Annotated in this window: 25 protein-coding genes; 19 read left to right on the top strand and 6 right to left on the bottom strand. The window is 71.4% G+C overall.

From position 1 onward, the window contains the following. Positions 1 to 149: 149 nt before the first annotated feature. Positions 150 to 1,409 (top strand): histidine kinase, encoded by a 1,260-nt coding sequence (locus ACFQ3T_RS11840; RefSeq protein WP_380723269.1) that lies wholly within the window; start codon positions 150 to 152, stop codon positions 1,407 to 1,409. A 65-nt stretch (positions 1,410 to 1,474) separates the two neighbouring features. Here the strand turns inward: ACFQ3T_RS11840 and ACFQ3T_RS11835 are convergent, their stop codons facing one another. Beyond that, positions 1,475 to 1,642, bottom strand: coding sequence for a hypothetical protein (locus ACFQ3T_RS11835; RefSeq protein ID WP_380723267.1), 168 nt, complete (start codon positions 1,640 to 1,642; stop codon positions 1,475 to 1,477). Between the two features lie 81 nt (positions 1,643 to 1,723). Here ACFQ3T_RS11835 and ACFQ3T_RS11830 point away from each other — a divergent pair, with 81 nt between their 5' ends. The 9 genes from ACFQ3T_RS11830 to ACFQ3T_RS11790 all read left to right on the top strand — a co-directional run bounded on the left by ACFQ3T_RS11830 (position 1,724) and on the right by ACFQ3T_RS11790 (position 10,390). Further along, positions 1,724 to 2,590, top strand: coding sequence for a S49 family peptidase (locus ACFQ3T_RS11830; protein WP_380723265.1), 867 nt, complete (start codon positions 1,724 to 1,726; stop codon positions 2,588 to 2,590). A 61-nt stretch (positions 2,591 to 2,651) separates the two neighbouring features. Continuing rightward, positions 2,652 to 3,527: a LytR/AlgR family response regulator transcription factor gene (locus tag ACFQ3T_RS11825; protein WP_380723263.1), complete on the top strand. Its 876-nt coding sequence runs from the start codon at positions 2,652 to 2,654 to the stop codon at positions 3,525 to 3,527. Further along, on the top strand, positions 3,524 to 3,976 hold the full coding sequence (locus ACFQ3T_RS11820; RefSeq protein WP_380723262.1) for a hypothetical protein: 453 nt from the start codon (positions 3,524 to 3,526) through the stop codon (positions 3,974 to 3,976). The genes ACFQ3T_RS11825 and ACFQ3T_RS11820 overlap by 4 nt, the downstream gene beginning before the upstream one ends. A 35-nt stretch (positions 3,977 to 4,011) precedes the next feature. Beyond that, positions 4,012 to 5,781 (top strand): sodium/solute symporter, encoded by a 1,770-nt coding sequence (locus ACFQ3T_RS11815; RefSeq protein ID WP_380723297.1) that lies wholly within the window; start codon positions 4,012 to 4,014, stop codon positions 5,779 to 5,781. 297 nt (positions 5,782 to 6,078) lie between these two features. After that, the gene (locus ACFQ3T_RS11810; RefSeq protein ID WP_380723261.1) at positions 6,079 to 6,429 is read left to right on the top strand and encodes a DUF485 domain-containing protein; all 351 of its coding nucleotides are present in this window, start codon (positions 6,079 to 6,081) and stop codon (positions 6,427 to 6,429) included. Next, positions 6,426 to 8,012 (top strand): solute symporter family protein, encoded by a 1,587-nt coding sequence (locus ACFQ3T_RS11805; protein ID WP_380723260.1) that lies wholly within the window; start codon positions 6,426 to 6,428, stop codon positions 8,010 to 8,012. Before ACFQ3T_RS11810 ends, ACFQ3T_RS11805 begins: the two co-directional genes overlap by 4 nt. A 100-nt stretch (positions 8,013 to 8,112) precedes the next feature. Continuing rightward, positions 8,113 to 8,460: a rhodanese-like domain-containing protein gene (locus ACFQ3T_RS11800; RefSeq protein WP_380723259.1), complete on the top strand. Its 348-nt coding sequence runs from the start codon at positions 8,113 to 8,115 to the stop codon at positions 8,458 to 8,460. A 1-nt stretch (position 8,461) separates the two neighbouring features. Continuing rightward, a complete protein-coding gene (locus ACFQ3T_RS11795) occupies positions 8,462 to 9,367 on the top strand; it encodes a DUF4328 domain-containing protein (RefSeq protein ID WP_380723258.1) in 906 nt (301 codons plus the stop codon). A 33-nt stretch (positions 9,368 to 9,400) separates the two neighbouring features. Further along, a complete protein-coding gene (locus ACFQ3T_RS11790; protein ID WP_380723257.1) occupies positions 9,401 to 10,390 on the top strand; it encodes a sigma-70 family RNA polymerase sigma factor in 990 nt (329 codons plus the stop codon). Here the strand turns inward: ACFQ3T_RS11790 and ACFQ3T_RS11785 are convergent. Further along, positions 10,318 to 10,563: a hypothetical protein gene (locus ACFQ3T_RS11785; RefSeq protein ID WP_380723255.1), complete on the bottom strand. Its 246-nt coding sequence runs from the start codon at positions 10,561 to 10,563 to the stop codon at positions 10,318 to 10,320. The genes ACFQ3T_RS11790 and ACFQ3T_RS11785 overlap by 73 nt on opposite strands. Here ACFQ3T_RS11785 and ACFQ3T_RS11780 point away from each other — a divergent pair. Genes ACFQ3T_RS11780 through ACFQ3T_RS11770 form a run of 3 tightly spaced genes read left to right on the top strand, consistent with a single transcriptional unit; the run spans position 10,520 to position 12,816 of the window. Continuing rightward, complete coding sequence (locus ACFQ3T_RS11780) at positions 10,520 to 11,482, top strand: helix-turn-helix domain-containing protein (protein WP_380723253.1); 963 nt, start codon at positions 10,520 to 10,522, stop codon at positions 11,480 to 11,482. The genes ACFQ3T_RS11785 and ACFQ3T_RS11780 overlap by 44 nt on opposite strands. A gap of 8 nt (positions 11,483 to 11,490) precedes the next feature. Next, positions 11,491 to 11,763, top strand: coding sequence for a DUF397 domain-containing protein (locus tag ACFQ3T_RS11775; protein WP_380723251.1), 273 nt, complete (start codon positions 11,491 to 11,493; stop codon positions 11,761 to 11,763). A gap of 24 nt (positions 11,764 to 11,787) precedes the next feature. Next, the gene (locus ACFQ3T_RS11770; RefSeq protein WP_380723249.1) at positions 11,788 to 12,816 is read left to right on the top strand and encodes a glycerophosphodiester phosphodiesterase; all 1,029 of its coding nucleotides are present in this window, start codon (positions 11,788 to 11,790) and stop codon (positions 12,814 to 12,816) included. 4 nt (positions 12,817 to 12,820) lie between these two features. On the opposite strand, the gene ACFQ3T_RS11765 is transcribed toward ACFQ3T_RS11770, so the two are convergent. Both ACFQ3T_RS11765 and ACFQ3T_RS11760 read right to left on the bottom strand, forming a co-directional pair. Then, positions 12,821 to 13,270, bottom strand: a complete 450-nt coding sequence (locus tag ACFQ3T_RS11765) for a hypothetical protein (RefSeq protein ID WP_380723247.1) — start codon at positions 13,268 to 13,270, stop codon at positions 12,821 to 12,823. 40 nt (positions 13,271 to 13,310) lie between these two features. Then, the gene (locus ACFQ3T_RS11760; protein ID WP_380723245.1) at positions 13,311 to 14,543 is read right to left on the bottom strand and encodes a cytochrome P450; all 1,233 of its coding nucleotides are present in this window, start codon (positions 14,541 to 14,543) and stop codon (positions 13,311 to 13,313) included. A 91-nt stretch (positions 14,544 to 14,634) separates the two neighbouring features. Here ACFQ3T_RS11760 and ACFQ3T_RS11755 point away from each other — a divergent pair, with 91 nt between their 5' ends. The 4 genes from ACFQ3T_RS11755 (at position 14,635) to ACFQ3T_RS11740 (ending at position 17,436) form a co-directional block, all read left to right on the top strand. Continuing rightward, positions 14,635 to 15,351, top strand: coding sequence for a glycerophosphodiester phosphodiesterase (locus ACFQ3T_RS11755; protein ID WP_380723244.1), 717 nt, complete (start codon positions 14,635 to 14,637; stop codon positions 15,349 to 15,351). Positions 15,352 to 15,365: 14 nt separating this feature from the next. Continuing rightward, positions 15,366 to 16,343, top strand: a complete 978-nt coding sequence (locus ACFQ3T_RS11750) for a DUF5926 family protein (RefSeq protein ID WP_380723242.1) — start codon at positions 15,366 to 15,368, stop codon at positions 16,341 to 16,343. Positions 16,344 to 16,419: 76 nt separating this feature from the next. Beyond that, a complete protein-coding gene (locus ACFQ3T_RS11745; RefSeq protein ID WP_380723241.1) occupies positions 16,420 to 16,746 on the top strand; it encodes a DUF952 domain-containing protein in 327 nt (108 codons plus the stop codon). Between the two features lie 153 nt (positions 16,747 to 16,899). Continuing rightward, complete coding sequence (locus ACFQ3T_RS11740) at positions 16,900 to 17,436, top strand: hypothetical protein (protein WP_380723240.1); 537 nt, start codon at positions 16,900 to 16,902, stop codon at positions 17,434 to 17,436. 61 nt (positions 17,437 to 17,497) lie between these two features. Here ACFQ3T_RS11740 and ACFQ3T_RS11735 read toward each other — a convergent pair whose 3' ends face one another. Further along, positions 17,498 to 18,058 (bottom strand): ferritin, encoded by a 561-nt coding sequence (locus ACFQ3T_RS11735; RefSeq protein WP_380723238.1) that lies wholly within the window; start codon positions 18,056 to 18,058, stop codon positions 17,498 to 17,500. 105 nt (positions 18,059 to 18,163) lie between these two features. Continuing rightward, the gene (locus tag ACFQ3T_RS11730) at positions 18,164 to 19,411 is read right to left on the bottom strand and encodes an arginine deiminase (protein WP_380723236.1); all 1,248 of its coding nucleotides are present in this window, start codon (positions 19,409 to 19,411) and stop codon (positions 18,164 to 18,166) included. 199 nt (positions 19,412 to 19,610) lie between these two features. Between ACFQ3T_RS11730 and ACFQ3T_RS11725 the strand changes: the two genes are divergently transcribed. Continuing rightward, complete coding sequence (locus tag ACFQ3T_RS11725) at positions 19,611 to 19,970, top strand: hypothetical protein (RefSeq protein WP_380723234.1); 360 nt, start codon at positions 19,611 to 19,613, stop codon at positions 19,968 to 19,970. Position 19,971: 1 nt separating this feature from the next. Next, on the top strand, positions 19,972 to 21,003 hold a 1,032-nt coding region (locus tag ACFQ3T_RS11720; RefSeq protein ID WP_380723232.1), incomplete at its 3' end, for a caspase family protein.

Below are 21,003 nucleotides of genomic sequence, written 5' to 3'. Positions count from 1 at the left end.
GAGTGATCGGGTCGCCCCCACTGTCCGTGATCACGACCCCTCGCGATCACCCGATCGGGTAAGCAGATCGCCACGGTTGCCGCCAATTCATCGGATGTGCACGTCTCGAACCGCCCGCACCCTTGCCTATGCCGCCCCCACGGCACAGCATGGACGCCGTGCAGGACCTCCTCACCGAGCGCGCGGTGCTCGGCGTCATCGCGACCCTGGCCGTCCTAGGCCTCTTCGTGATGCTGTGCCGCGCCCGTCGGGTCAGCACGTCGGTCGAGGACGCCGTGATGGACATGCTGCACCGCATGTCCAAGGCGTCGGCCGACCTGCGCGAAGGGCTGACCGAGGACGCCGCGAACAAGGCGACGCCGCACCTGCGGGAGATGCTGCGGTGCGTCGCGGTCGGCATCACCGACCACGAGGGCACGCTCCTGTCGTGGGACGGCGGCGCCAACGACCACTACGAGTTCCTGCGCTCCTACATCGAGCGCGCCATCGGCGAGGGGCACAAGGAGCACGTCGAGCACCGCAAGCTGGACTGCGAGCTGCCCGGCCCGTGTTCCCTGCACAGCGCCGTGATCGTGCCGCTGGTGGTGGAGGGCGACGTCGCCGGCACGCTGATCGTCGTCAGCGGCGTGGCGAACAAGCGGCAGATCAGGATGGCCGAGGAGACCGCGCGGTTCGTCTCCACGCAGCTGGAGCTGGAAGTGCTCCAGAAGTCGCGGCAGGCGTTGGCGCAGGCCGAGGTCCGGGCGCTGCGGGCGCAGATCTCGCCGCACTTCGTCTACAACGCGCTGAACACGATCTCGTCGCTGATCCGCACCGACCCGGCGCACGCGCGGGAGCTGCTGCAGGAGTTCGCCGAGTTCACCCGCTACTCGTTCCGCACCGACGGCTTCTTCACCACGCTGTCGGACGAGCTGACGAACATCCACCGCTACCTGACCATCGAGCAGGCGCGGTACGGGCCGAGGCTCAACGTCCGGCTGAAGATCGCGCCCGAGGTGCTCCAGGTCGTGCTGCCGTTCCTGGTGCTGCAACCGCTGGTGGAGAACGCGGTCCGGCACGGGCTGGCCAAGAAGCCCGGCGGCGGGCTGCTCACGATCATCGCCGAGGACAACGGCGCGGAAGCGCTGATCTCGGTCGAGGACGACGGCGTCGGCATGGACCCGGACCGCCTCTTCGAGGACTTGAAGGACGCGCACCAGACCGGCGCGCACGTCGGCCTCGGCAACATCAACCACCGGATGCGCGCGGTGTTCGGCGACGATTACGCGCTCGTCGTGGAGACCGCGCCGGACGCCGGCATGAAGATCATCCTGAAGATCCCGAAGTACCGGCCGGGCGTGCGGACGAACCTGCCGATCGTCCCGCCGCGGCTGGAGGACACCACCGAGCAGCCCGTCGTCCGCGCCTGACGACCACGTGATCGGCCGGCGTGGTCGAGCCCGTGGTCAAGCCGCGCGACCGGACGGCCCGGTGATCAGGCGGCGGCGATCGCGAGCACCGTCACCATCATCACGGCGCACACGCTCCACGTGATCCACATCCAGTAGACGTGCATGGGAGTGGGGCCGTCGGCGTTCTGCCTACCGCGGTCGTCCCACCACTCGACGTAGCGTTCGAGCCACCGGATCGGGTTGAACGTCACCGGTCGATGTTAGCCGCGCGGGCCGAATCCCGGGCGCACTCGCCCCGCCGGCCAACGCCTCGCCGACGTAAGGTCGTCGTCATGAGCGTGACGGACAAGATCGCGGCGCGGCTGCCCAGGATCGTCAGCGAGCGGACCGAGCGCGGACCCGTGGTGGCCGCCGTCCGCCTCCACGGCGTCATCACGCCGACCCCGACGCCGATGGCCCGCAACACCATCAGCATGCAGACCGTGGAGAGCGCGTTGACCCGCGCGTTCGACCACGACCGGCTCGTCGCCGTCGCCCTGCTGATCAACTCCCCCGGCGGCGCGCCGACGCAGTCCGCGCTGGTCGCCGAGCGCGTCCGCGAGCTGGCCGCGAAGAAGAAGGTGCCGGTCCTGGCGTTCTGCGAGGACCTGGCGGCCTCCGGCGGCTACTGGCTCGCGTGCGCGGGCGACGAGGTCTACGCGCACGGCACGTCCCTGGTGGGCTCGATCGGCGTGGTGAGCGCGGGGTTCGGCCTCAACGGCCTGATCGAGCGCTACGGCGTCGAGCGCCGCGTGCACTCGGCCGGCGAGAACAAGGTCCGCCTCGACCCGTTCAGCCCGGAGAAGCCGGAGGACGTCGAGTGGCTGAAGGGCCTCCAGGCGCAGCTGCACGAGCAGTTCGTCGACTGGGTGAAGGAGCGGCGCGGCGCGAAGCTGAAGGCCACCGACGACGAGCTGTTCAACGGCGAGGTGTGGACCGGTGCGAAGGCGGTCGAACTCGGCCTGGTGGACGGCATCGGCACGTTGCGCGGTGTCGTGGCGAAGCGGTACCCGGACGCGGACATCGCGATCGCGGAGCCCCGCCGACCGTTGCTCGCCCGCCTCGGGCTCGCCGGCAGCACCACCCGATCGGGCGACTTCCTGCTGGAGGGGTTGGCGGCGCTGGAGGAGCGGGCGCGCTGGTCGCGATTCGGCTTGTGAGGTCACGGCCCCGCGGCCGTCCGGCAACCGGCGTAGACAGCGACCCCGGTGGGTCGGCAAGATGCGCGGCACAGTGAGTACCCCAGTGAAGCCAACCACCGTGAACAATCGCGCGGACAGCAGCGGCCTCCTCGTCCTGGCGGTGGACGACGAGGCTCCCGGTCTGAGCGAGATCAAGTACCTGCTCGAGAGCAGCCCGCACATCCGACGCGTGCTCACGGCCTTCGACGCGGCCGAGGCGCTGCGCATCCTCCGGGGTGACTACGACGTCGAGGTGATGGACCGCACGAAGGCGGGGCTGCCGCCGGTCGACGCCGTCTTCGCCGACATCAACATGCCCGGGCTGAGCGGCACGGACCTCGCGCGCGTGCTCGGCGCGTTCCGCGCGCCGCCGGCGCTGGTGTTCGTCACGGGCGTCGAGCACTCGGAGGCCGTGGTGGCGTTCGAGGTGGGCGCGCTGGACTTCGTGACGAAGCCGATCAACGAGGACCGGGTCAACAAGGCGATCTCGCGGGTCGTCGACCGGGTCGCGGCGACGCCGGCGGTCACCCCCGAGCCCGCCGCGGCGGAACCGCAGGACGACGAGGTGATCCCGGTCGAGCTGGGCGGCACCATCAAGCTCGTGCCGCGGGCGACCGTCCGCTACGTCGAGGCGCAGGGCGACTACGCGCGCCTGCACACCAACGACGGGTCGAGCCACCTGGTGCGCATCCCGTTGGCGCAGCTGGAAGAGCGCTGGGAGAACGCCGGCTTCGTGCGCATCCACCGCTCGTTCCTCGTGGCGCTGCCGCTGGTGACCGAGCTGCGGATGACGTCGAACGGGTACGCGGTGGTGATCGGCTCCGGCGAGGGCGCGAAGGAGCTGCCGGTCAGCCGGCGGCACACGCGTGAGCTGAAGGAGCGGATCGTGCGTCCCCCCAAGAGCAGTTGGGGATGACCAAGCACACCGGCCCCCCCGGCCAACCGGACCAACCGCAGCCGGCCGAGCGCGATGCCTGGCTGCCGGTGTCGACGTCGGCGGCGTCGCGCAAGAACCGCCGGCGGCGGGTGGTGCTCGCGGACCCCCGCGGTCGCGGGCGGGTGCTGCGCACGATCATCGAGCTGGAGGAGCAGACCAGCGTCGGCGAGAAGCTGATCCGGGACCTGATCCGGACGCAGCTGCGCACCGGCCTGGCGCTGGGCGGCGGCACGTTGCTGCTGCTGGCGTCGCTGCCGGTGGCGTTCTACCTGCTGCCGTCGCTGGCGGAGGTGCAGCTGCTGGGCGTGCGGCTGCCGTGGCTGCTGCTGGGCCTGCTGCCGTTCCCCCTCTGCTACGGCGTGGGGTACGCGTACCGGAGGCTGGCGGAGAAGCACGAGCACGACTTCGTGAGTTCGGTGGACCGGTGATCCAGACCCCGTGGAGCCTGGTGCTCGTCGGCGTGATGGCGGCGCTGACGTTCCTGTTGGGCTACGTGGGGTCGCGCCGCGCGAACACGACCCCGGACTTCCTGGTGGCGCGGCGCGGTGTGCCGGCGACCCGCAACGCCGCCGCGATCTCCGGCGAGTACCTGTCCGCGGCGTCGTTCCTCGGCGTCGCCGGGCTGGTGCTGAAGGACGGCGTCGACGCGCTGTGGTACCCGATCGGCTTCACCGCCGGGTACCTGGCGATGATGCTGTTCGTCGCCGCGCCGCTGCGGCGGTCCGGCGCGTACACGCTGCCCGACTTCGCCGAGGCGCGGCTGGGGTCGTCGAACCTGCGGAAGTTCTGCACGTTCTTCGTGATCTGCATCGGCGTGCTGTACCTGGTGCCGCAACTCCAGTCGGCCGGGCTGACGTTGAACACGATCACCGGCCTGCCCGCGTGGCTGGGCGGCGCGGTGGTGACGGTGATCGTGGTGGTGAACGTCCTCGGCGGCGGGATGCGCGCGATCACGCTCGTGCAGGCGTTCCAGTACTGGGGCAAGCTGTTCGCGATCGCCGCGCCGACGTTCGTGCTGTTCACGATCTTCCTGGCGGGTCCGGGCAACGGGGCGCAGCCGGTGGACTCGTCAGGGGTCCTGCGGTTTCCCGAGGACGTCGAGGTGACGACGGTCGACCCGGTGCGGGTCAAGGTCGACGTGGCGGTGGACCTGTCCGCGACCGGGCAGGTGAACGGGGCGTTCGCGGACGGCGAGGTGTACTGGACGCCCGGCCGGTACGAGGTGGGCGCGGAGACCGTGCTGCGGTTCACGGCGGGGTCGCCGGTGCCGGTGGTGGAGGGCTCCCCGACGAGCAACCACGACTGGCTGCGGCCGGAGACCGACGGGCTGTCGGGCCTGTTCGAGACGTACTCGCTGATCTTCGCGACGTTCCTGGGCACGATGGGCCTGCCGCACGTGCTGGTGCGGTTCTACACCAACCCGGACGGGCGGGCGGCGCGGCGGACCGCGTTGCACGTGCTGTACCTGCTGGGGTTGTTCTACCTCTTCCCGACCGTGCTGGGCGTCATCTCGCGCCAGTACCTGCCGCAGCTGCTCGTGACGGGGAAGACGGACGCGGCGGTGCTGATGCTGCCGAGCACGATGCAGCCGAACCTGCTGGGCCAGGTGTTGGGCGCGATCGTGGCGGCGGGCGCGTTCGCGGCGTTCCTGTCGACGTCGTCGGGCCTGGTGGTGTCGGTGGCGGGGGTCGTGTCGACGGACATCCGGTCGGGCCGGGTGAGCGACTTCCGGTGGGCGACGGTGCTGACCGGCGCGGTGGCGATCGGGTTGGCGATGCTGCTGCCGCGGTCGGACGCGTCGTTGACGGTGGCGATGTCGTTCGCGCTGGCCGCCTCGACGTTCTGCCCGCTGCTGCTGCTGGGCATCTGGTGGCGCGGGCTGACGTGGGTGGGCGCGATCGCCGGCCTGGTGGTCGGCGGCGGCCTGGTGATCAGCGCGCAGGTGGTGACGGTGATCAGCTCGCACACCGGGCGGTGGGCGCCGTCGCTGCTCTCGCAGCCCGCGCTGGTGACCGTGCCGCTGGCGTTCCTGACCATGGTGATGATCAGCAAGCTGACCGCGCGGCGCACGCCCGAGGACGTCAACCAGGTGCTGCTCCGGTTGCACGCGCCGGACCCGCTGGGGTTCATGCGCGACCGGGAGTCGCGGTTCGGCTCTTCCGGGGACCGGCCACGCCGGGTGGACGCGGCCGAGAGGGGCGGTTCTTCCCCGTCCCCCATTCCCCCTCAATGAAGGGCATCGTGGACGGAACGGGATGACCTCTCACGGCTCGTGACCGGGAGTCGGGAAAGGTCTCGAATGGGTGAAGCTAAAGACACCGATCCGGCTACCGGTGATATCGATCACCTGAGTGGCAGTTCGTCTCAGTATTCATACCGCTCATCGCATCACTCGGCAGTTGAGCGCACGGGCACCCGGAAGGTCTTTCAGGCGTGACCCAGGTCTCCCTACGGTGCTCCGCGTATCAGGAACGCACCAGGAGGCCTTACGTGTCGTTCACACCGTCGTCAAGTACGCGAGGAGGGGACCGTGAGCACCTCTGAGCAGCACACCCCGGACGCCCAGGGCAATCACAACTGGGTAGAAGTGCAGGACAGCCCCGACTTCCGTGAGCTCCGCCGGCGGCTGCGCAGCTTCGTGTTCCCCATGGCCGGCCTCTTCCTGGCCTGGTACGTGCTGTACGTCCTGCTGGCCGACTACGCCCACGGCTTCATGTCGACCAAGCTCTTCGGCAGCAACATCAACGTGGGCCTCGTCCTCGGCCTGCTGCAGTTCGTGTCGACGTTCGCCATCACGACGCTCTACGTCCGGCACGCGAACAAGAAACTCGACCCCATGGCGGAGAAGCTCCGCAACGAGCTCGAAGGGGGTCAAGCGTGAACGGCAGCGCCCTGCTCAACATCGGCATCTTCGGCATCTTCGTCGCGGCAACCCTGGTCGTGGTCATCCGGGCCAGCCGCAACACCAAGACGGCCGCCGACTACCTCGCCGCGGGCCGCGCCTTCACCGGCCCCCAGAACGGTGTCGCCATCGCGGGCGACTACCTGTCCGCCGCGTCGTTCCTCGGCATCGCGGGCGCCATCGCGCTCAACGGCTACGACGGCTTCCTGTACTCCATCGGCTTCCTCGTCGCGTGGCTCATCGCCCTGCTGCTGGTCGCCGAGCTGCTGCGCAACACCGGCAAGTACACGATGGGCGACGTCCTCAGCTTCCGCATGAAGCAGCGCCCCGTGCGCGCGGCGGCGGCGACGTCCACCATGGCCGTGTCGTTCTTCTACCTGCTCGCGCAGATGGCGGGCGCGGGCGGCCTGGTCGCCCTGCTGCTCGGCATCACCGGCAAGTTCGGCCAGGCGATCGTGATCGCCGTCGTCGGCGCCCTGATGATCGCGTACGTGCTCATCGGCGGCATGAAGGGCACCACCTGGGTGCAGATCATCAAGGCGGTGCTGCTGATCATCGGCGCCGGCCTGATGACGGTCTGGGTGCTGGCCAAGTTCGGCTTCAACCTGTCCGCCGTGCTCGGCGCGGCCGTGGACGCCGCCCCCAAGGCCGGCGAGAAGCTGCTCGGCCCCGGCCTCCAGTACGGCGCGACCGGCACGTCCAAGCTGGACTTCCTGTCGCTGGCCCTCGCGCTGGTCCTCGGCACCGCCGGCCTGCCGCACATCCTGATGCGCTTCTACACCGTGCCGACCGCCAAGGAAGCCCGCCGCTCGGTGGTCTGGGCGATCTGGCTGATCGGCCTGTTCTACCTGTTCACGCTGGTCCTCGGCTACGGCGCGGGCGCGCTCGTCGGCGCGGACAAGATCCGGGCGGCCCCGGGTGGCCCGAACTCGGCGGCTCCGCTGCTCGCCGAGGCGCTGGGCGGCCCGCTGCTGCTGGGCCTGATCGCGGCGGTCGCGTTCGCGACGATCCTCGCCGTGGTGGCCGGTCTGACGATCACCGCGTCGGCGTCGTTCGCGCACGACATCTACGCCAACATCATCAAGAAGGGCGAGGCGGAGGACAAGGACGCCGAGGTCAAGGTCGCGCGGCGGACCGCGGTCGTGATCGGCATCGTGTCGATCCTCGGCGGCATCGCGGCCAACGGCCAGAACATCGCGTTCCTGGTGGCCCTCGCGTTCGCGGTGGCGGCGTCGGCGAACCTGCCGACCATCCTCTACTCGCTGTTCTGGAAGCGGTTCAACACCTCGGGCGCGCTGTGGAGCATCTACGGCGGTCTCGCGGTGACGATCACGCTGATCGTGCTGTCGCCCGCGGTGTCCGGCAAGCCCACGTCGATGTTCAAGAACGTCGACTTCGCGCTGTTCCCGCTGTCGAACCCCGGCATCGTGTCGATCCCCGTCGCATTCCTGCTCGGTTACATCGGCACGGTCATGTCGAAGGAGCGCGACAAGGAGAAGTACGCGGAGATGGAGGTGCGCGCCCTCACCGGCGTCGGCGCCGAGAAGGCGGTCGCCCACTAGGGCCGACCCCCATCCCGCCGGAGACCACGCCGGCCGTCATCCCTTCGGGGGAGGGCGGCCGGCGTGCTCCTTATCCCCTGCTTATTCGCCTCGTGGCAGCATGGTGGCCGTGACCGTTCCCAGCGTTGAAGTGTCCGAGGTGCCGGCGGATCTGCCGGAGGGCAAGGTCCTGCTCGACGTGCGCGAGGCCGACGAGTGGGTGGCGGGCCACGCCCCGGGCGCCCTGCACATCCCCATGAGCGAGCTGGCGGGCCGCCTCGGCGAGCTGCCGGGCGACAGCGAGTTCTACGTCGTGTGCCGCGCCGGCGGCCGTTCCGCGCGGGTCACCCAGTACCTCAACGCCAACGGCTGGGACGCCACCAACGTCGACGGCGGCATGCAGGTGTGGGCCGCGTCCGGCCGTCCGCTGGTCGGTGAGGTCGACGGCGCGGAGCCCGAGGTCATCTGACATGGCGCTGCGGCCGATGCGCGTGGACTGGGTGGCGACCCCGCCACCCGGCGCCTACCCGCACCGTCGGCTCGGCGCGCCGCGACGGGGCTACACCGGTCCGCCGTCGTACCCGGTGCCACCGCGCTGGGGTTTCCCGCTGCTGGCGTGGCGCTGGCCGACGTCCGTGGCGACGGACGACGACGCGCCCGCCGACTCCGTCGAGCAGGTCCAGCGCGCGGCCCGGACCGCGTCCCACGCCCTCGGCCTGGCCGGCCTGACCGCGTTGTGGGCGGCCGGCAGCGAGATCTGGCGTTACGTGTTGTTGCTGCTCAGCCGCTACGGCGCGCTGTCGGAGGGCACGGTCGGCGTGTCGGACGCCATGGTCGTGTCGTCGGCCGTGGTCATGGTCGTGGCGTCCGGGATGGCGATCGTCTTCACCCTCCTGTGGCTGCGCCGGGCGAGGAACGCCGCCGCCGCGGAAGCGGGCTACCGGCCGTCCCGCCCGGACCGCGAGGTGCTGATCGGCCTCGTCGTGCCGGGGGTGAACCTGGTGGTGCCGGGTTCGGTGCTGGCGGAGCTGGAGCACGCCGCCCTGCGCGAGCCGCCCACCGCCCGTCCCCGGCCGTCCCGCCTGCTCCGCTGGTGGTGGGGCCTGTGGGTGGCCGCCGGCGTGTTCACCGCGTTCACGATCGCGTGGTCGTTCCGGTCGAGCGTGCAGGCAATGGCCGACGGCGTGCTGTTCCACGCCGTGTCCGACCTGCTCGGCGCCGCGGTGGCCATCGTGACCGCCGCCGTGGTCCGGCACATCACCACCCTGCTGCTGCCGGTGGACGCCACCGCCATCCGCCGGATGCGGGTGGTGGACGTGAAGCACGCCCCCGCGCCCACCCTGCGCCCCGTGCGGCCGTCGGGCTCACCTCGCTGACCGGGTGAGCGGGCCGGAGTGAGCGGGACCGGGGTGAGCGGGGACGAGTCGAGCCCGGCCGAGTCGAGCCGGGACGGGTTGAGCCGCGACGGGTTGAGCCGGCTCTTCGAGGAGCACCGGCCCCGGCTGCGCGCCGTGGCGTACCGGGTGCTCGGCTCGCTGAGCGAGGCCGACGACGCCGTGCAGGACGCCTGGCTCCGGCTCGACCGCACCGACACCGACGAGATCGGCAACCTCGGCGGGTGGCTGACGACCGTCGTCGCCCGCGTCTGCCTGAACGTGCTCCGCACCCGCGGCCGGCGGGCCGAGGAGCCGTTCGACGTCCACGTGCCCGACCCGGTCGTCAGCCACGACGACGGCACCCACCCCGAGCACGAAGCCCTGCTGGCCGACTCGGTGGGCCTGGCCCTGATGGTCGTGCTGGACACCCTCACCCCGGCGGAACGCGTCGCGTTCGTGCTGCACGACCTGTTCGCCGTGCCGTTCGACGAGATCGCCGCGCTGGTCGGGAAGTCGACGGCCGCGACCCGGCAGCTCGCCGACCGCGCCCGCCGCCGCGTCCGGGACCGGGCGCCGGCCCCGGACGCCGACCTCGCCCGCCAGAGGGAGGTCGTGAACGCCTTCTTCGCCGCCGCCCGCGACGGCGACCTCGACGCGCTCGTCGCCGTGCTCGACCCGGACGTCGTGCTGCGGTCCGACGGCGGCGCGGGCTCCCGCCTCACCGTCACCCTCTCCGGCGCGCGCACGGTCGCCGGCCAGGCCGTCACCTTCGGGCAGCTGTACCCGCTCGCCCGTCCAGCCCTGGTCAACGGCGCGGCCGGGGTCGTCGTCGCGGCCGACGGCCGGCCGCTGTCGGTCATGGCGTTCACCGTCGCGGACGGCCGGATCGTGGCCATCGACGTCCTGGCCGACCAGGAACGCCTGGCCCGGCTCGTGGACGTGCGCGGTGTTCACACGGGCTGGTCCTCGGGTTCCGATCCCTCGAACTCCCAGACGAGTTCGAGGGGCACGCGCCTGCCGTAGCGGTGGAGGGCCGACTCGGCGGACGCGTGCTGACCGATGAAGATCCGGCCGGTGTCCGGATCACGGCGGTAGACGATGGCGTCCGTCCGCTCCTCCTCGATGATCTCCATGCCCCAGGCGAAGATCCGGGTGCGGTCGGTGGCGTCCACCAGGCTGAAGAGGTTCGCTTCCACGGGACCGACTGTCCCGCCGGGAGATCCGCCCGATGCGGTGAAGCGGGGCGGGAATCCCGCCTGCGGGCGTCCCGCTGGATCATGCTGCCCTGTGCCCACCCCGCCACCGTTCCGCCGCCGTCGGTTGGGGCGCAAGCTCGCCCGGATGCGGACCACAGCCCGGATGACCCTCGACGAAGCCGCCAAAGCCCTGTACCGCACCAAGTCCACCCTCCACCGGTTGGAGAAGGGGGAGACGATCCTGGACGTCCACCTCGCCAAGTCGATGATGGACCTCTACGACCAGTACGACCCCGACCTCATCGACCAGGCCCTCCGCGCCCGTGAGCCCGGCTGGTGGACCACCTACGGCATCGAGAACCAGGGTTACATCGACGTCGAGACCGAGGCGAGCGCGGTCTACGAGTTGTCATTCATGGTGATCACGGGCCTGCTCCAGACGACCGGCTACATGCGCGCGCTCTTCGAGGCCGACCGGTTGAAGCGGACCAAGCGCTGGCTGGCGAGCGACATCCGCGTCCGGCAGATAAGGCAGAAGCGGCTGACCGATCCGGACGACCCCTTGCAGCTGCACGCGGTCCTGGACGAAGCCGCATTGCGCAAGGTCGTCGGTAGCCGGCAGATCATGCGCGAGCAGTTGGAGCACCTGATTGAGATAAGCGGGCAACCAACGGTGACCCTTCAGATCCTGTCGAGCGAAGGCGGTGCGATCGACCGCATGGGCCTCGGGTTCATCCTGCTCAGCTTTCCCGATCCGGCGGAATCCGATGTGCTCTACGTCGAGCACGTGCTCGGGGCGACACACATCGAGGAACCTCGTGAGCTGCGAGAAGCTAGACTGGTCTTCGACCACGTGGCCTCCAGGGCGTTGAGCCCGGAGGAATCGGTCGCGCTGATCGAGCGGATTCTGGCCGAATGAAAGAGGCGATGACTGTGTCCATTGTGGACCTGTCTGGCGCGGTGTGGCGGAAGAGCGGCCGCAGCGGTGGCGGGAGCAACGCTGCCTGCGTCGAGGTGGCGTTCGTGGACGCGGTGTGGCGCAAGAGCAGTCGGAGCAACGGCGCCAGCAATGCCAACTGCGTCGAGGTGGCGTTCGCCGGGCCGGCGGTGGCCGTGCGGGACTCGAAGAACCCGGCCGCCGCAACGCTCGCGTTCCCCGCTGTTCAGTGGTCGTTCTTCCTCCGGCACTTGGGCTCCTGACCGGCCGCGTGCCACCGTGACCCCATGCGGGCACTCGCGGTGGCACTGGTCCTCACCCTGCTGGTTCCGGGGCTCGGCTCCGGCGTGGCGAGCGCGGAGAGCGACCGGAAGTTCGACCTCCAGGCCCACCGGGGCGGGATCGGGCTGACGGTCGAGAGCACGTTGGCGGCGTTCGCCAAGGCGCTCGAAGTGGGCGTCACGACGCTGGAACTGGACGTCCAGATCACCAAGGACGGCCGCGAGGTCGTCACGCACGACCGCAGGACCAACCCGGCCAAGTGCCTCGACACCGCACCCGCCTTCCCCGGCGACCCGGCGTTCCCGTACGCGGGCAAGTACGTGAAGGACCTGACGTTCGCGCAGGTCAGGACGCTGGACTGCGGCTCGCGGCGCTGGGCGCAGTACCCGGACCAGGAGCTGTCGCCGGGCGCGCGGATGCCGACGCTGGCCGAGGTGTTCGACCTGGTCCGCAGCTACCGGGCGTTCACCGTGAAGTTCAACATCGAGACCAAGGTCGAGGCCGCCGCGCCGCACGAGACCGCGCCGCGCGAGCAGTTCGTGGAGGTCACCGCCCGCGCGATCCGCGAGTCCGGCTTCTACCGCAACGTCACCGTGCAGTCGTTCGACTGGGGCACGCTGATGCTGTGGCGCGAGGCCGAACCGCGCCTGCCGCTGGTCGCCCTCACCCAGCCCGAGTTCCTGCGCCCCGGCTCGCCGTGGACGGGCGGGCTGAAGCTGGAGGACTTCGGCGGCAGCGTCGTGAAGGCCGTGAAGAGCTTCGGGGCGTCCGCGCTCTCCCCGGTGCACGGCAACCCGCAGAACGGGCGGACCGGCGACCCGAACTACGTCCCGTTCACCACGAAAGCCCTGGTGGACGAGGCGCACGCGCACGGCCTGGCGGTCGTCCCGTGGACGGTCAACGACCAGGCCACCATGCACAAGCTCATCGACGACGGCGTGGACGGCATCATCACCGACTACCCGGACCGCCTGCGCGCCGTGATGGCCGAGCGCGGCTTCAAGCTGCCGAAGCAGCACACGGCCAAGCGGTAGCGGCTCACGCCCACCGGCGCTTGTGGAAGATCGGGTCGCGGCCGTGGACGTCGAGCGCCACGTCCGGCTCGGTGAACACCTCGTCGACGCGGGCCGGTCGTGCGGTCGACCGGCGCAACGCCCGCCGCACCCCCGGCCAGTCCGAGGGCCGCAGCCCGACGTCACGGCGCACCACGAGCAGGTCGGCGGGCCGGGCGTGGCCCATCCGCCACAGCTCCTCCGGCGGCACGTTGTCCCGCGCCGGGATGAACAGCGCGCTGTGCCGGCTGGTCGCCGCCAACCGCACCAACGCGCCCAACCGCACCAGATCGGCCCGCGACCCGGTGACCGCGGCCATGCCGGTGATCGGCTCGGGAGGCCGCACCCAGAGGTTGCGCAGGCGTGCGGCGGGCACGAGGACGCGGTGCAGCGGAGCGTGCCGCACCACGGGGTGCGCGATCACCGACAACCGCATCGGCCCAGGGTGAGGGCTGTCGGGACGCGCGTCGAGCGGTTTACGCCGACGTGAGCGGCAGGTCGTGCAGGCCCCGGATGACGAACTCGGCCCGGCGGCGGGGTTCGGCGGCCAGTTCCGCGTTCGGCAGCTTGCGGGCCAGGGACGACAGCGCGGCCTGCACCTCGATGCGGGCCAGGGGCGCGCCGAGGCAGTAGTGGATGCCCATGCCGAAGCCCAGGTGGGGGTTGGGGTTGCGGCCGATGTCGAGGGTGTCCGGGTCGGCGAAGACCTCGGGGTCGCGGGCCGCCGCGCCGAGCAGCGCGGCGATCTTCTGTCCCGGCTCGACCACGTGCCCGGCGATGGTGACGGGCGCGGTCGCGGTGCGCTCGAACAGCTGCAACGGCGAGTCGTAGCGGATCAGCTCCTCCACCGCGGTGGGCAGGAGGGTGGGGTCCGCCACCAGCCGACGCCACTCGGACGGGTGGTTCATCAACGCCCGCACGCCGTTGCCGATGACGTTGACGGTGGCCTCGTGGCCGGCCATGAGCAGCAGCACGGCGGTCGCCACGAGCTCGTCCTCGGTGAGCTTCGCGCCGTCGGTGCCGGTGACCGCCACCAGGTCGGACACCAGGTCGTCACCGGGCGTCGCGCGCCGCAGCGCGACCAGTTCCCGCAGGTAGGCGACGAACTCCGTGGCCGCGTGCTCGGCCGCCGCCCTCTTGTCCGGCGCGAGGTCGTACTCGTACATCTTCACGATGGCGTTCGACCACGGCTGGAGCAGCGCCCGGTCCCGCGTCGGCACGCCCAGCAGCTCGGCGATCACCTCGACCGGCAGGGGCGCGGCCACGTGCGACAGCAGGTCCGCCTGGCCCTCGGACTCCACCTTGGCCACCAGCTCGTCCACGAGCCGGTCGGCCAGCTCGACGATCCACGGCCGCAGCCGCTCGACGTGACCGCGGCCGAACGCCGCCGCGACGAGCCGGCGCAGCCTGCTGTGCGTGGGCGGCTCGTTCTCCAGCATCGAGTTGCGGTGCAGCAGGTTGAAGGAGGTGAAGCTCTCGACGGGCTTGGCGTCGGTCCAGATCCGGCCGAGCGACCGGTGCTTGAGCACGGACGACGCCGCCGCGTGCGACACCGCCAGGGCGATGCCCATCTCCTCGTGCCAGTGCACCTCGCCGTCGGCGCGCAGGGCGGCGAACGCCGGGTAGGGATCGGCGATGAAAGCCGGATCGTGCTGGTCGAAGGATGCCACGATCACGGACGGTAGGTCGTCACGGCGACCCGCGTCCATCCGAGTGTGGTTGAGAAATCAAACTTTCAGGGAGCTGTGACATCGGGTAGTCGAGTTGACCCGATCCGTGCCCCACCAGCAGCATTCGACCGTGCCACCTGAAGTCGTCGCCCACCGCGGCGCGTCCACCCGCCGCCCGGAGCACACGCTCGCCGCGTACGAGCTCGCGCTGGCCCAGGGGGCGGACGGCCTGGAGTGCGACGTGCGGCTCACCAGGGACGGGCACCTGGTCTGCGTCCACGACCGCACCATCGACCGCACCAGCGGCGGGACGGGCGCGGTCGGCGCGATGACGTTGGACGAGCTGCGCCGGCACGACTTCGGCAGCTGGCACGGCGGCGAGCCCGCCGGGGTGCTGACGCTGGAGGCGCTGCTCGGGCTGGCCGCCGACCACGGCGCGCGCCTGTTCGTCGAGACCAAGCACCCCGTCCGGCAGGGCGGCCGGGTGGAGCGGCGGCTCGCCGAGGAGCTGGGCCGGCACCGCGTCGACGTGGTGATGATGTCGTTCTCCGTGTTCGCCGTGCACCGGTTCAAGGAGCTCAGGCCCGAGGTGCCGACCGTCCTGCTGTACGACCGGCTGTGGCCGCGGGCGAAACCCCGCTTCGCCGACTTCGCCGGACCCGGAGTTCACCTCCTCAGGCGTCACCCGGACAGGGGTGAGGGTGTGTACGCGTGGACGGTCGACGACCCGGCCGACATCGCCCTCTGCATGCGGCGCGGCGTGCGGTTCATCGCGACCAACAACCCGGCGGAGACGCGCGAGCGCGTTGCGGCTAACTTGACGCCCGACCAGCCAGACCAGCCCTGAGACGAGGAGGCGCGGTGGCGAAGCGGACGGCCGTGAAGGCCGGCACCGGGAAGACCGGCACGGAGAAGAACCAGCCTGCCGACGGCGTCAACCCGCGGCAGCCGTGCCCGTGCGGCTCCGGCAAGCGCTACAAGGCGTGCCACGGCGCGGCCGGCGGCGCGGCGGACGTGATCGTCTCCCGCCCGTTCGAGGGCCTGGCCGCCGAGGCCGAGCTGATCGCGCTGCGCGAGTTCGTCCCCTCCGCGACGGCCAAGCTGCCCCTCAAGGACTCCGGCGCGCGCGAGATCGTGCTGGCCACCGTGCTGCCGATGGCCGCCGCCGGCCTGATCCGCGCCGACGGCACCGCGTTCGTCGGCCTGCAGGTCCAGACCCGCTCCGGCGACCTCAGCCGCGACCTGGCCCGCGCCGTGCAGTGGGCGCTGACCGCCGAGACCGGCGCCGCCCTCCCCGTCGTCGGCCCGGACCACGGCGAGAACCCCGGCCGGCTCCAGGACCTGCTCGACCCCGAGGCCACGCTGACGCCCGAGCTGCACACCGACTTCGCGTGGTGGCTGCCGCCGGACAACGAGCCCAGCGGCGACGTCGCCCTCTCCCTCGAACGCGCCAACGCGGCCATCCTGCCCACCGAGCGCCTCGACGCGCCCGGCGTGCTCGCCGCCTACTGGGTCGACGCGGGCGACAAGGCGCACCTGCGCTGGGTCCGCCCCGAGCCGGAGGAGACGTTGCTGGCGGCGCTCGCGCGGCTGTCCGTGCGCGGCGAGCTCGACCTCGGCGAGGGCTCCCGGTACGCGGGCTCGTTCCGCGCGCACGGCCTGCTCGTGCCGGTGTGGGACCTCGACCGCGAGCTGCACTCCAGCGAGTGGGCACCGGGCGCGGAGGCGTTGGGCAAGCGTTTGCAGGACGCCCTGACCAGCCTCGACGCCGAGCCGCTCACCGAGCAGGAACGGCGTGCGCGCGACGGTCTGCGCGGCCGGCAGATCACCCTGCGCTGACGTTGTCCACAGCTGTCCCCAGCTTTGTCCACAGCTCCTGTGGACAACTGCGTGGACGAGGAGGAGGTGGCCGGGCGTGATCCTGCGGATCAGCCCGAAGGCCGACTGGACGCGCGCCCGAGAGGACGGTGCGATCCCGCTCGACCTCGACGGCTTCGTGCACTGCTCGGACCCCGGCACCGTCCACCTCCCCGCGAACCGCCTGTACCCGAACCGGCACGACCTCGTGCTGCTGGTGATCGACCCCGAAGGCCTGCCCGTGCTGTGGGAGCCGGGGGAGACCGGCGAGGACGGGCCGTGGTTCCCGCACGTCTACGGCCCGATCCCGGCCGACGCCGTGGTGGCCGTGCACGAGTTCACCCCGGACGCCGACGGCGCGTTCCGGCCCTTGCCCGTTCTGTGATCCACGCCCGTCGCCCGGGCGTCGAACGGCGAGGTGACCGGTTGGTCGTCACCATGTCGGGGTCACCCGCGTGGCGGCAGGTGGTTCCACCCGACGGGGCGGGGGACGGTGGCTGATGGAGCTGGTCGGGACCGAGTGCGGCCTGGAGGCAGGATGAAGCGGCTCGTGGCGGCGGGGCTGCCGGCGGCGATGTCGGCCGTGGTGCTGACCGTGACCCTGGTCGGGTGCGACGCGGTCACGCCGACCGCCCTGACACCGACGACCTCCGGCGACGGTCGGACCGCCGAAGCGGGCGGCACGGCCGTGCTCGACGCCCGCGGCATCGGCGCGGTGCGGTTGGGCATGACGTCGGCCGAGTTGGAGGCCACCGGCGAGATCGGCGGCGACGTGACCACGCCGGAGTTCTCCTGCGTGATCCGGGAGCTGAAGGCCGCGGACGGCTGGGTGGGCCTCCAGGACGGCGTGGCGGTCGAGATCCGGGTGGACGGGGGCGCCGGCACGCCGGAGGGCCTGCGCATCGGCGACTCGCGGGCGCGCATGCACGAGGTCTACCCGGGCGTGGAGCAGTACCCGCACGGCTTCATCCGGCCGCTCGACGCGAACACCGGGTACAAGTTCTTCTTCGAGAACGCGGGCGACACGCTCACCGGCATCGGCCTGGTCCGGGCCGACCGCGGCTGCCTCACCTGACCACGCCACGACGCCCGCCACCGGGAGGTGACGGGCGTCGTCGGCTGTCGTCGGTGGGTGCTTACAGCGCTCCGCCGGCGGCCCTGGGCGCGCCGCCGTCGGCTTCCTCGCCCACGGACTCGCGGGTCAGGAAGTTCTCCACGTGGAACAGGTTGCCGTCGGCCCGGTCGACGACGGTGAGCAGCGTGCTCATCGACGCGACCTCCTCCACCTGCTCCTTCAGGAACCACTGGAGGAACTGCTCGCCGAGGTAGTCGCCCTCGTCGCGGGCGGTCTTGGCGAGCGTCACGATCTGCTCGGTGACCTTCTTCTCCTGCTCCAGCGCGAGCGCGACCGGCTCCCGCGGCGCGGTGAAGTCGTTGCGGACGTCGTCCACGCCGGGAATGCTCACCGGAAGGCCGTTGTCCATCAGGTACTGCACGATCATCATCGCGTGGTTGCGCTCTTCCAGCGCCTGCTTGTAGAAGTGCGACGCGAGGCGGGGCAGGTCGTTGCCGTCGTACCAGACCGCGATCGCGACGTATTGCTGTGATGCCGTGAACTCGTTGCGGACCTGCTCCTGGAGCAGCTCGTGGAACTTCGACGCACGCGCGGAAGAAAGCTTCTTCAAGTTGACCGCCATGCTCGCAGAATAACCGAACGTGGGGTTTAATGCATTGCAGGTAAGGCTTAGGGAAGATAGGAAAGGGTTACCGAAGAAAGCTTAGGCAACCCTCTCCCGGTGGAATCAGACGAGTGGCGCGCGGTCGATCGGGCACGACATGCAGCGCGGCCCGCCCCGGCCGGAGCCGAGCTCGGAGCCGCTGATCCGGATGACCTCGACGCCGGCGTCCTCCAGCCGCGCGTTCGTCTCCACGTTCCGCTCGTACGCCACGACGAGACCCGGCCCGACGGCCAGCGTGTTGTTGCCGTCGTCCCACTGCTCGCGCTCGGCGGTCACCGGGTCGAGCCCGGTGTCGATCACGCGCAACCGCTCGATGCCCATCGCGTCGGCCGCCGCCTCCAGGAACGGCCGCCGGTCCTCCACCACGACGCCGCCCGCGCCGTCCGAGCGGACCGGGAAGGCGAACAGGTTGTCCCGCACCGCCGGGTACATCACCACGGCGTCCCGGTCGACCATCGTGCACACCGTGTCGAGGTGCATGGTCGCCCGCTCCTGCGTGATCGGCACCGCCAGCACGGTGTGCGCGAGGCCGTCCGCCAGCGCGGACCGGGCGAACGACTCCGCGCCCGCCGGCGTGGTCCGCTCGCCGACGCCGATCGCCAGCACGCCCGGCGCGAGCAGCAGCACGTCACCGCCCTCGACCGGCGCGGAGTGCGCCCCGTACGCGCGGCCCGTCTTCCGGAACCGCGGGTGGTAGGCGTAGATCAGGTCCGTCAGCGCGGTCTCCCGGTCGCGCGCCGGCAGCGCCAGCGACGTGATCGCCACCCGGTCGCCGACCCACACCGACGAGTCGCGCGTGAACAGCAGGTTCGGCAGCGGGTCGACCGCGAAGTCGATCGGGTGGTGCATCTTGCGCACCAGCGACGCGCCCTCCGCGGCGGGCAGCTCCTCGAACGTCATGCCGGTCATCAGCGCCGTGGCCAGCTGGTCGGGGCTGATCGAGGCCAGGTGCGAGCGCAGCGCGTCGGCCAGGTCGATGCCCAGCCGCCGCTCGTTGACCGCGCTGTGGATGCCCGCGATCCGGGCCCGGTCGTCGTGCAGGGCGTCGACCAGCAGGTCCGACAGCAGCAGCACCTCGACGCCGCGGCCGCGCAGCAGCTCGGCGAACGCGTCGTGCTCCTCCTGGGCGCGGTCGACCCACGGCACGCCGTCGAACAGCAGCTGGTCGTTGTTGCGCGGGGTGAGCCGCTTCAGCTCGGCGCCGGGACGGTGCAGCAGCACCGTGCGCAGCGGTCCGACTTCGCTGTCGACCCTGGGCGCCGGGGCCGGCACGCCGTCGGTGGTCGCGGTCTGGGCGATGTGCGCAGTCACGACATCGAGAGTAACCCGAGGTCGGTCGGATCAGCAGCTCGGAGTGGCCCATTCCGGCGAAACTCGATCGTATGACCACTCGTATACGGCGATTCATTGCGCAAAGAGTGGGTCAGGATAGGAAAACGTTGCGTTGTCTGCGAGGGTGCCGGCTGTGGTCGCCGTTGCGGGATGATCGGGTTCTACCGGGGAGGGATCAGTGGCGGACTTCCACTTGTTCATCGAGGCGCCCGACCGGGCCGACGTGGCGACCACCCAACTGCTCCAAGAGCTGGTCAGGGGCGCGCGGGTCGACGCACGACCGGCGCGGGCCGCGGCGCCCGAAGGCTCCAAGAGCGGCGCGGGGGCCACCCTCGCCGAACTCGTCCTCAACGGCGCGCTGCCCGCCGCCGTGGCCGCGGCCGTCGCGTCCGTGGTCACCGCGTTCGTGCAGCGCGGCGGCGCGCGCAAGGTGACGATCAGGAACGGCGACGACGAGATCACCGTCGAGGGCGTCGGCGCGCGGTCCCAGAAGGCGCTGGTGGAGGCGTGGCTGCGCGAGCACGAGAGCGAGGGGTGACGTGGGGCGGCACGCCCTCCTCGTCGCCACCGGCGAGTACGAGGACGTCCGGCTGAGCCGGCTGCGCGCGCCCGAGCAGGACGTGGAACGGCTCGCCGCCGTGCTGGAGGACCCCGACGTCGGCGGCTTCACGACCGTCGAGGTGCTGCGCGACCGGGCCGACCACGAGATCCGCCGCGCGGTCGAGGACGTGCTGTCCGAGCGCGCCGCCGAGGACTTCGTGCTGCTGTACTTCTCGTGCCACGGCCTCACCACGCCCGCGCGCCGGCTGTACTTCGCCGCCGCGAACACCGTGCCGGACCGGCCCGCCGGCACCGCCATCCCGCGCTCGTTCCTCAACGAGCAGCTGGAGGACTGCCGCGCGTCCGGGCGGCTCCTGCTGCTCGACTGCTGCTTCAGCGGCGCGTTCGTCGAGGGGTTCAAGGCGGACGGGATGACCGTGCTGGACGACGTCGGCACCGGGTACGTCGTGATGACCGCGTCCAACGCCTACGAGTACGCCTTCGAGCAGGACTCGCTGTCCCTGGACGCCCCGCGCGCCTCGCTGTTCACCGACGTCCTGATCGAGGGCCTGGCGGGCGGGGACGCCGACCTCGACGGCGACGGGTGGGTCGACGTCGACGAGCTGTTCAAGTACGTGCGCGACGAGGTCCGCGACCGCCGTCCCGACCAGACGCCGCAGTACTTCGCGCACGGCTCGTCCAAGCCGCTGCGGATCGCGCGGGCCGGTGGCGCGCGTGGCGGGCGGTCGCGCCGCACGGCGTCGTACACGGCCGGGCACCTGCTGGTGGCGCGCGGGTTCCGGGCCGCGGCCGAGCCGGTGTGCCGGACGCTGGGGCCGATGGGGCGGCGGGCCGTGGTGTTCGTCGACCGGCGGCCCGTGGAGCTGTCCGACGCGTCGGCGATCGTGGCGGCGTTCCAGCCGGACGACCCGCGCGACTCGCTCGGCGCCGGGTACGTGCGCGACCTGGTGGAGCGGGTGCGGCGGGACGCGGGCGACGGCGCGGCGTCGGCGGTGGCCGTGGCGCGCGGG

It is taken from the genome of Saccharothrix hoggarensis, assembly GCF_042678885.1.
In the GTDB taxonomy this organism is placed as follows: Bacteria; Actinomycetota; Actinomycetes; order Mycobacteriales; family Pseudonocardiaceae; genus Actinosynnema; species Actinosynnema hoggarensis.
Note: the sequence above shows the minus strand (reverse complement) of the source record. Positions and strands in the feature narration are given on the sequence as shown.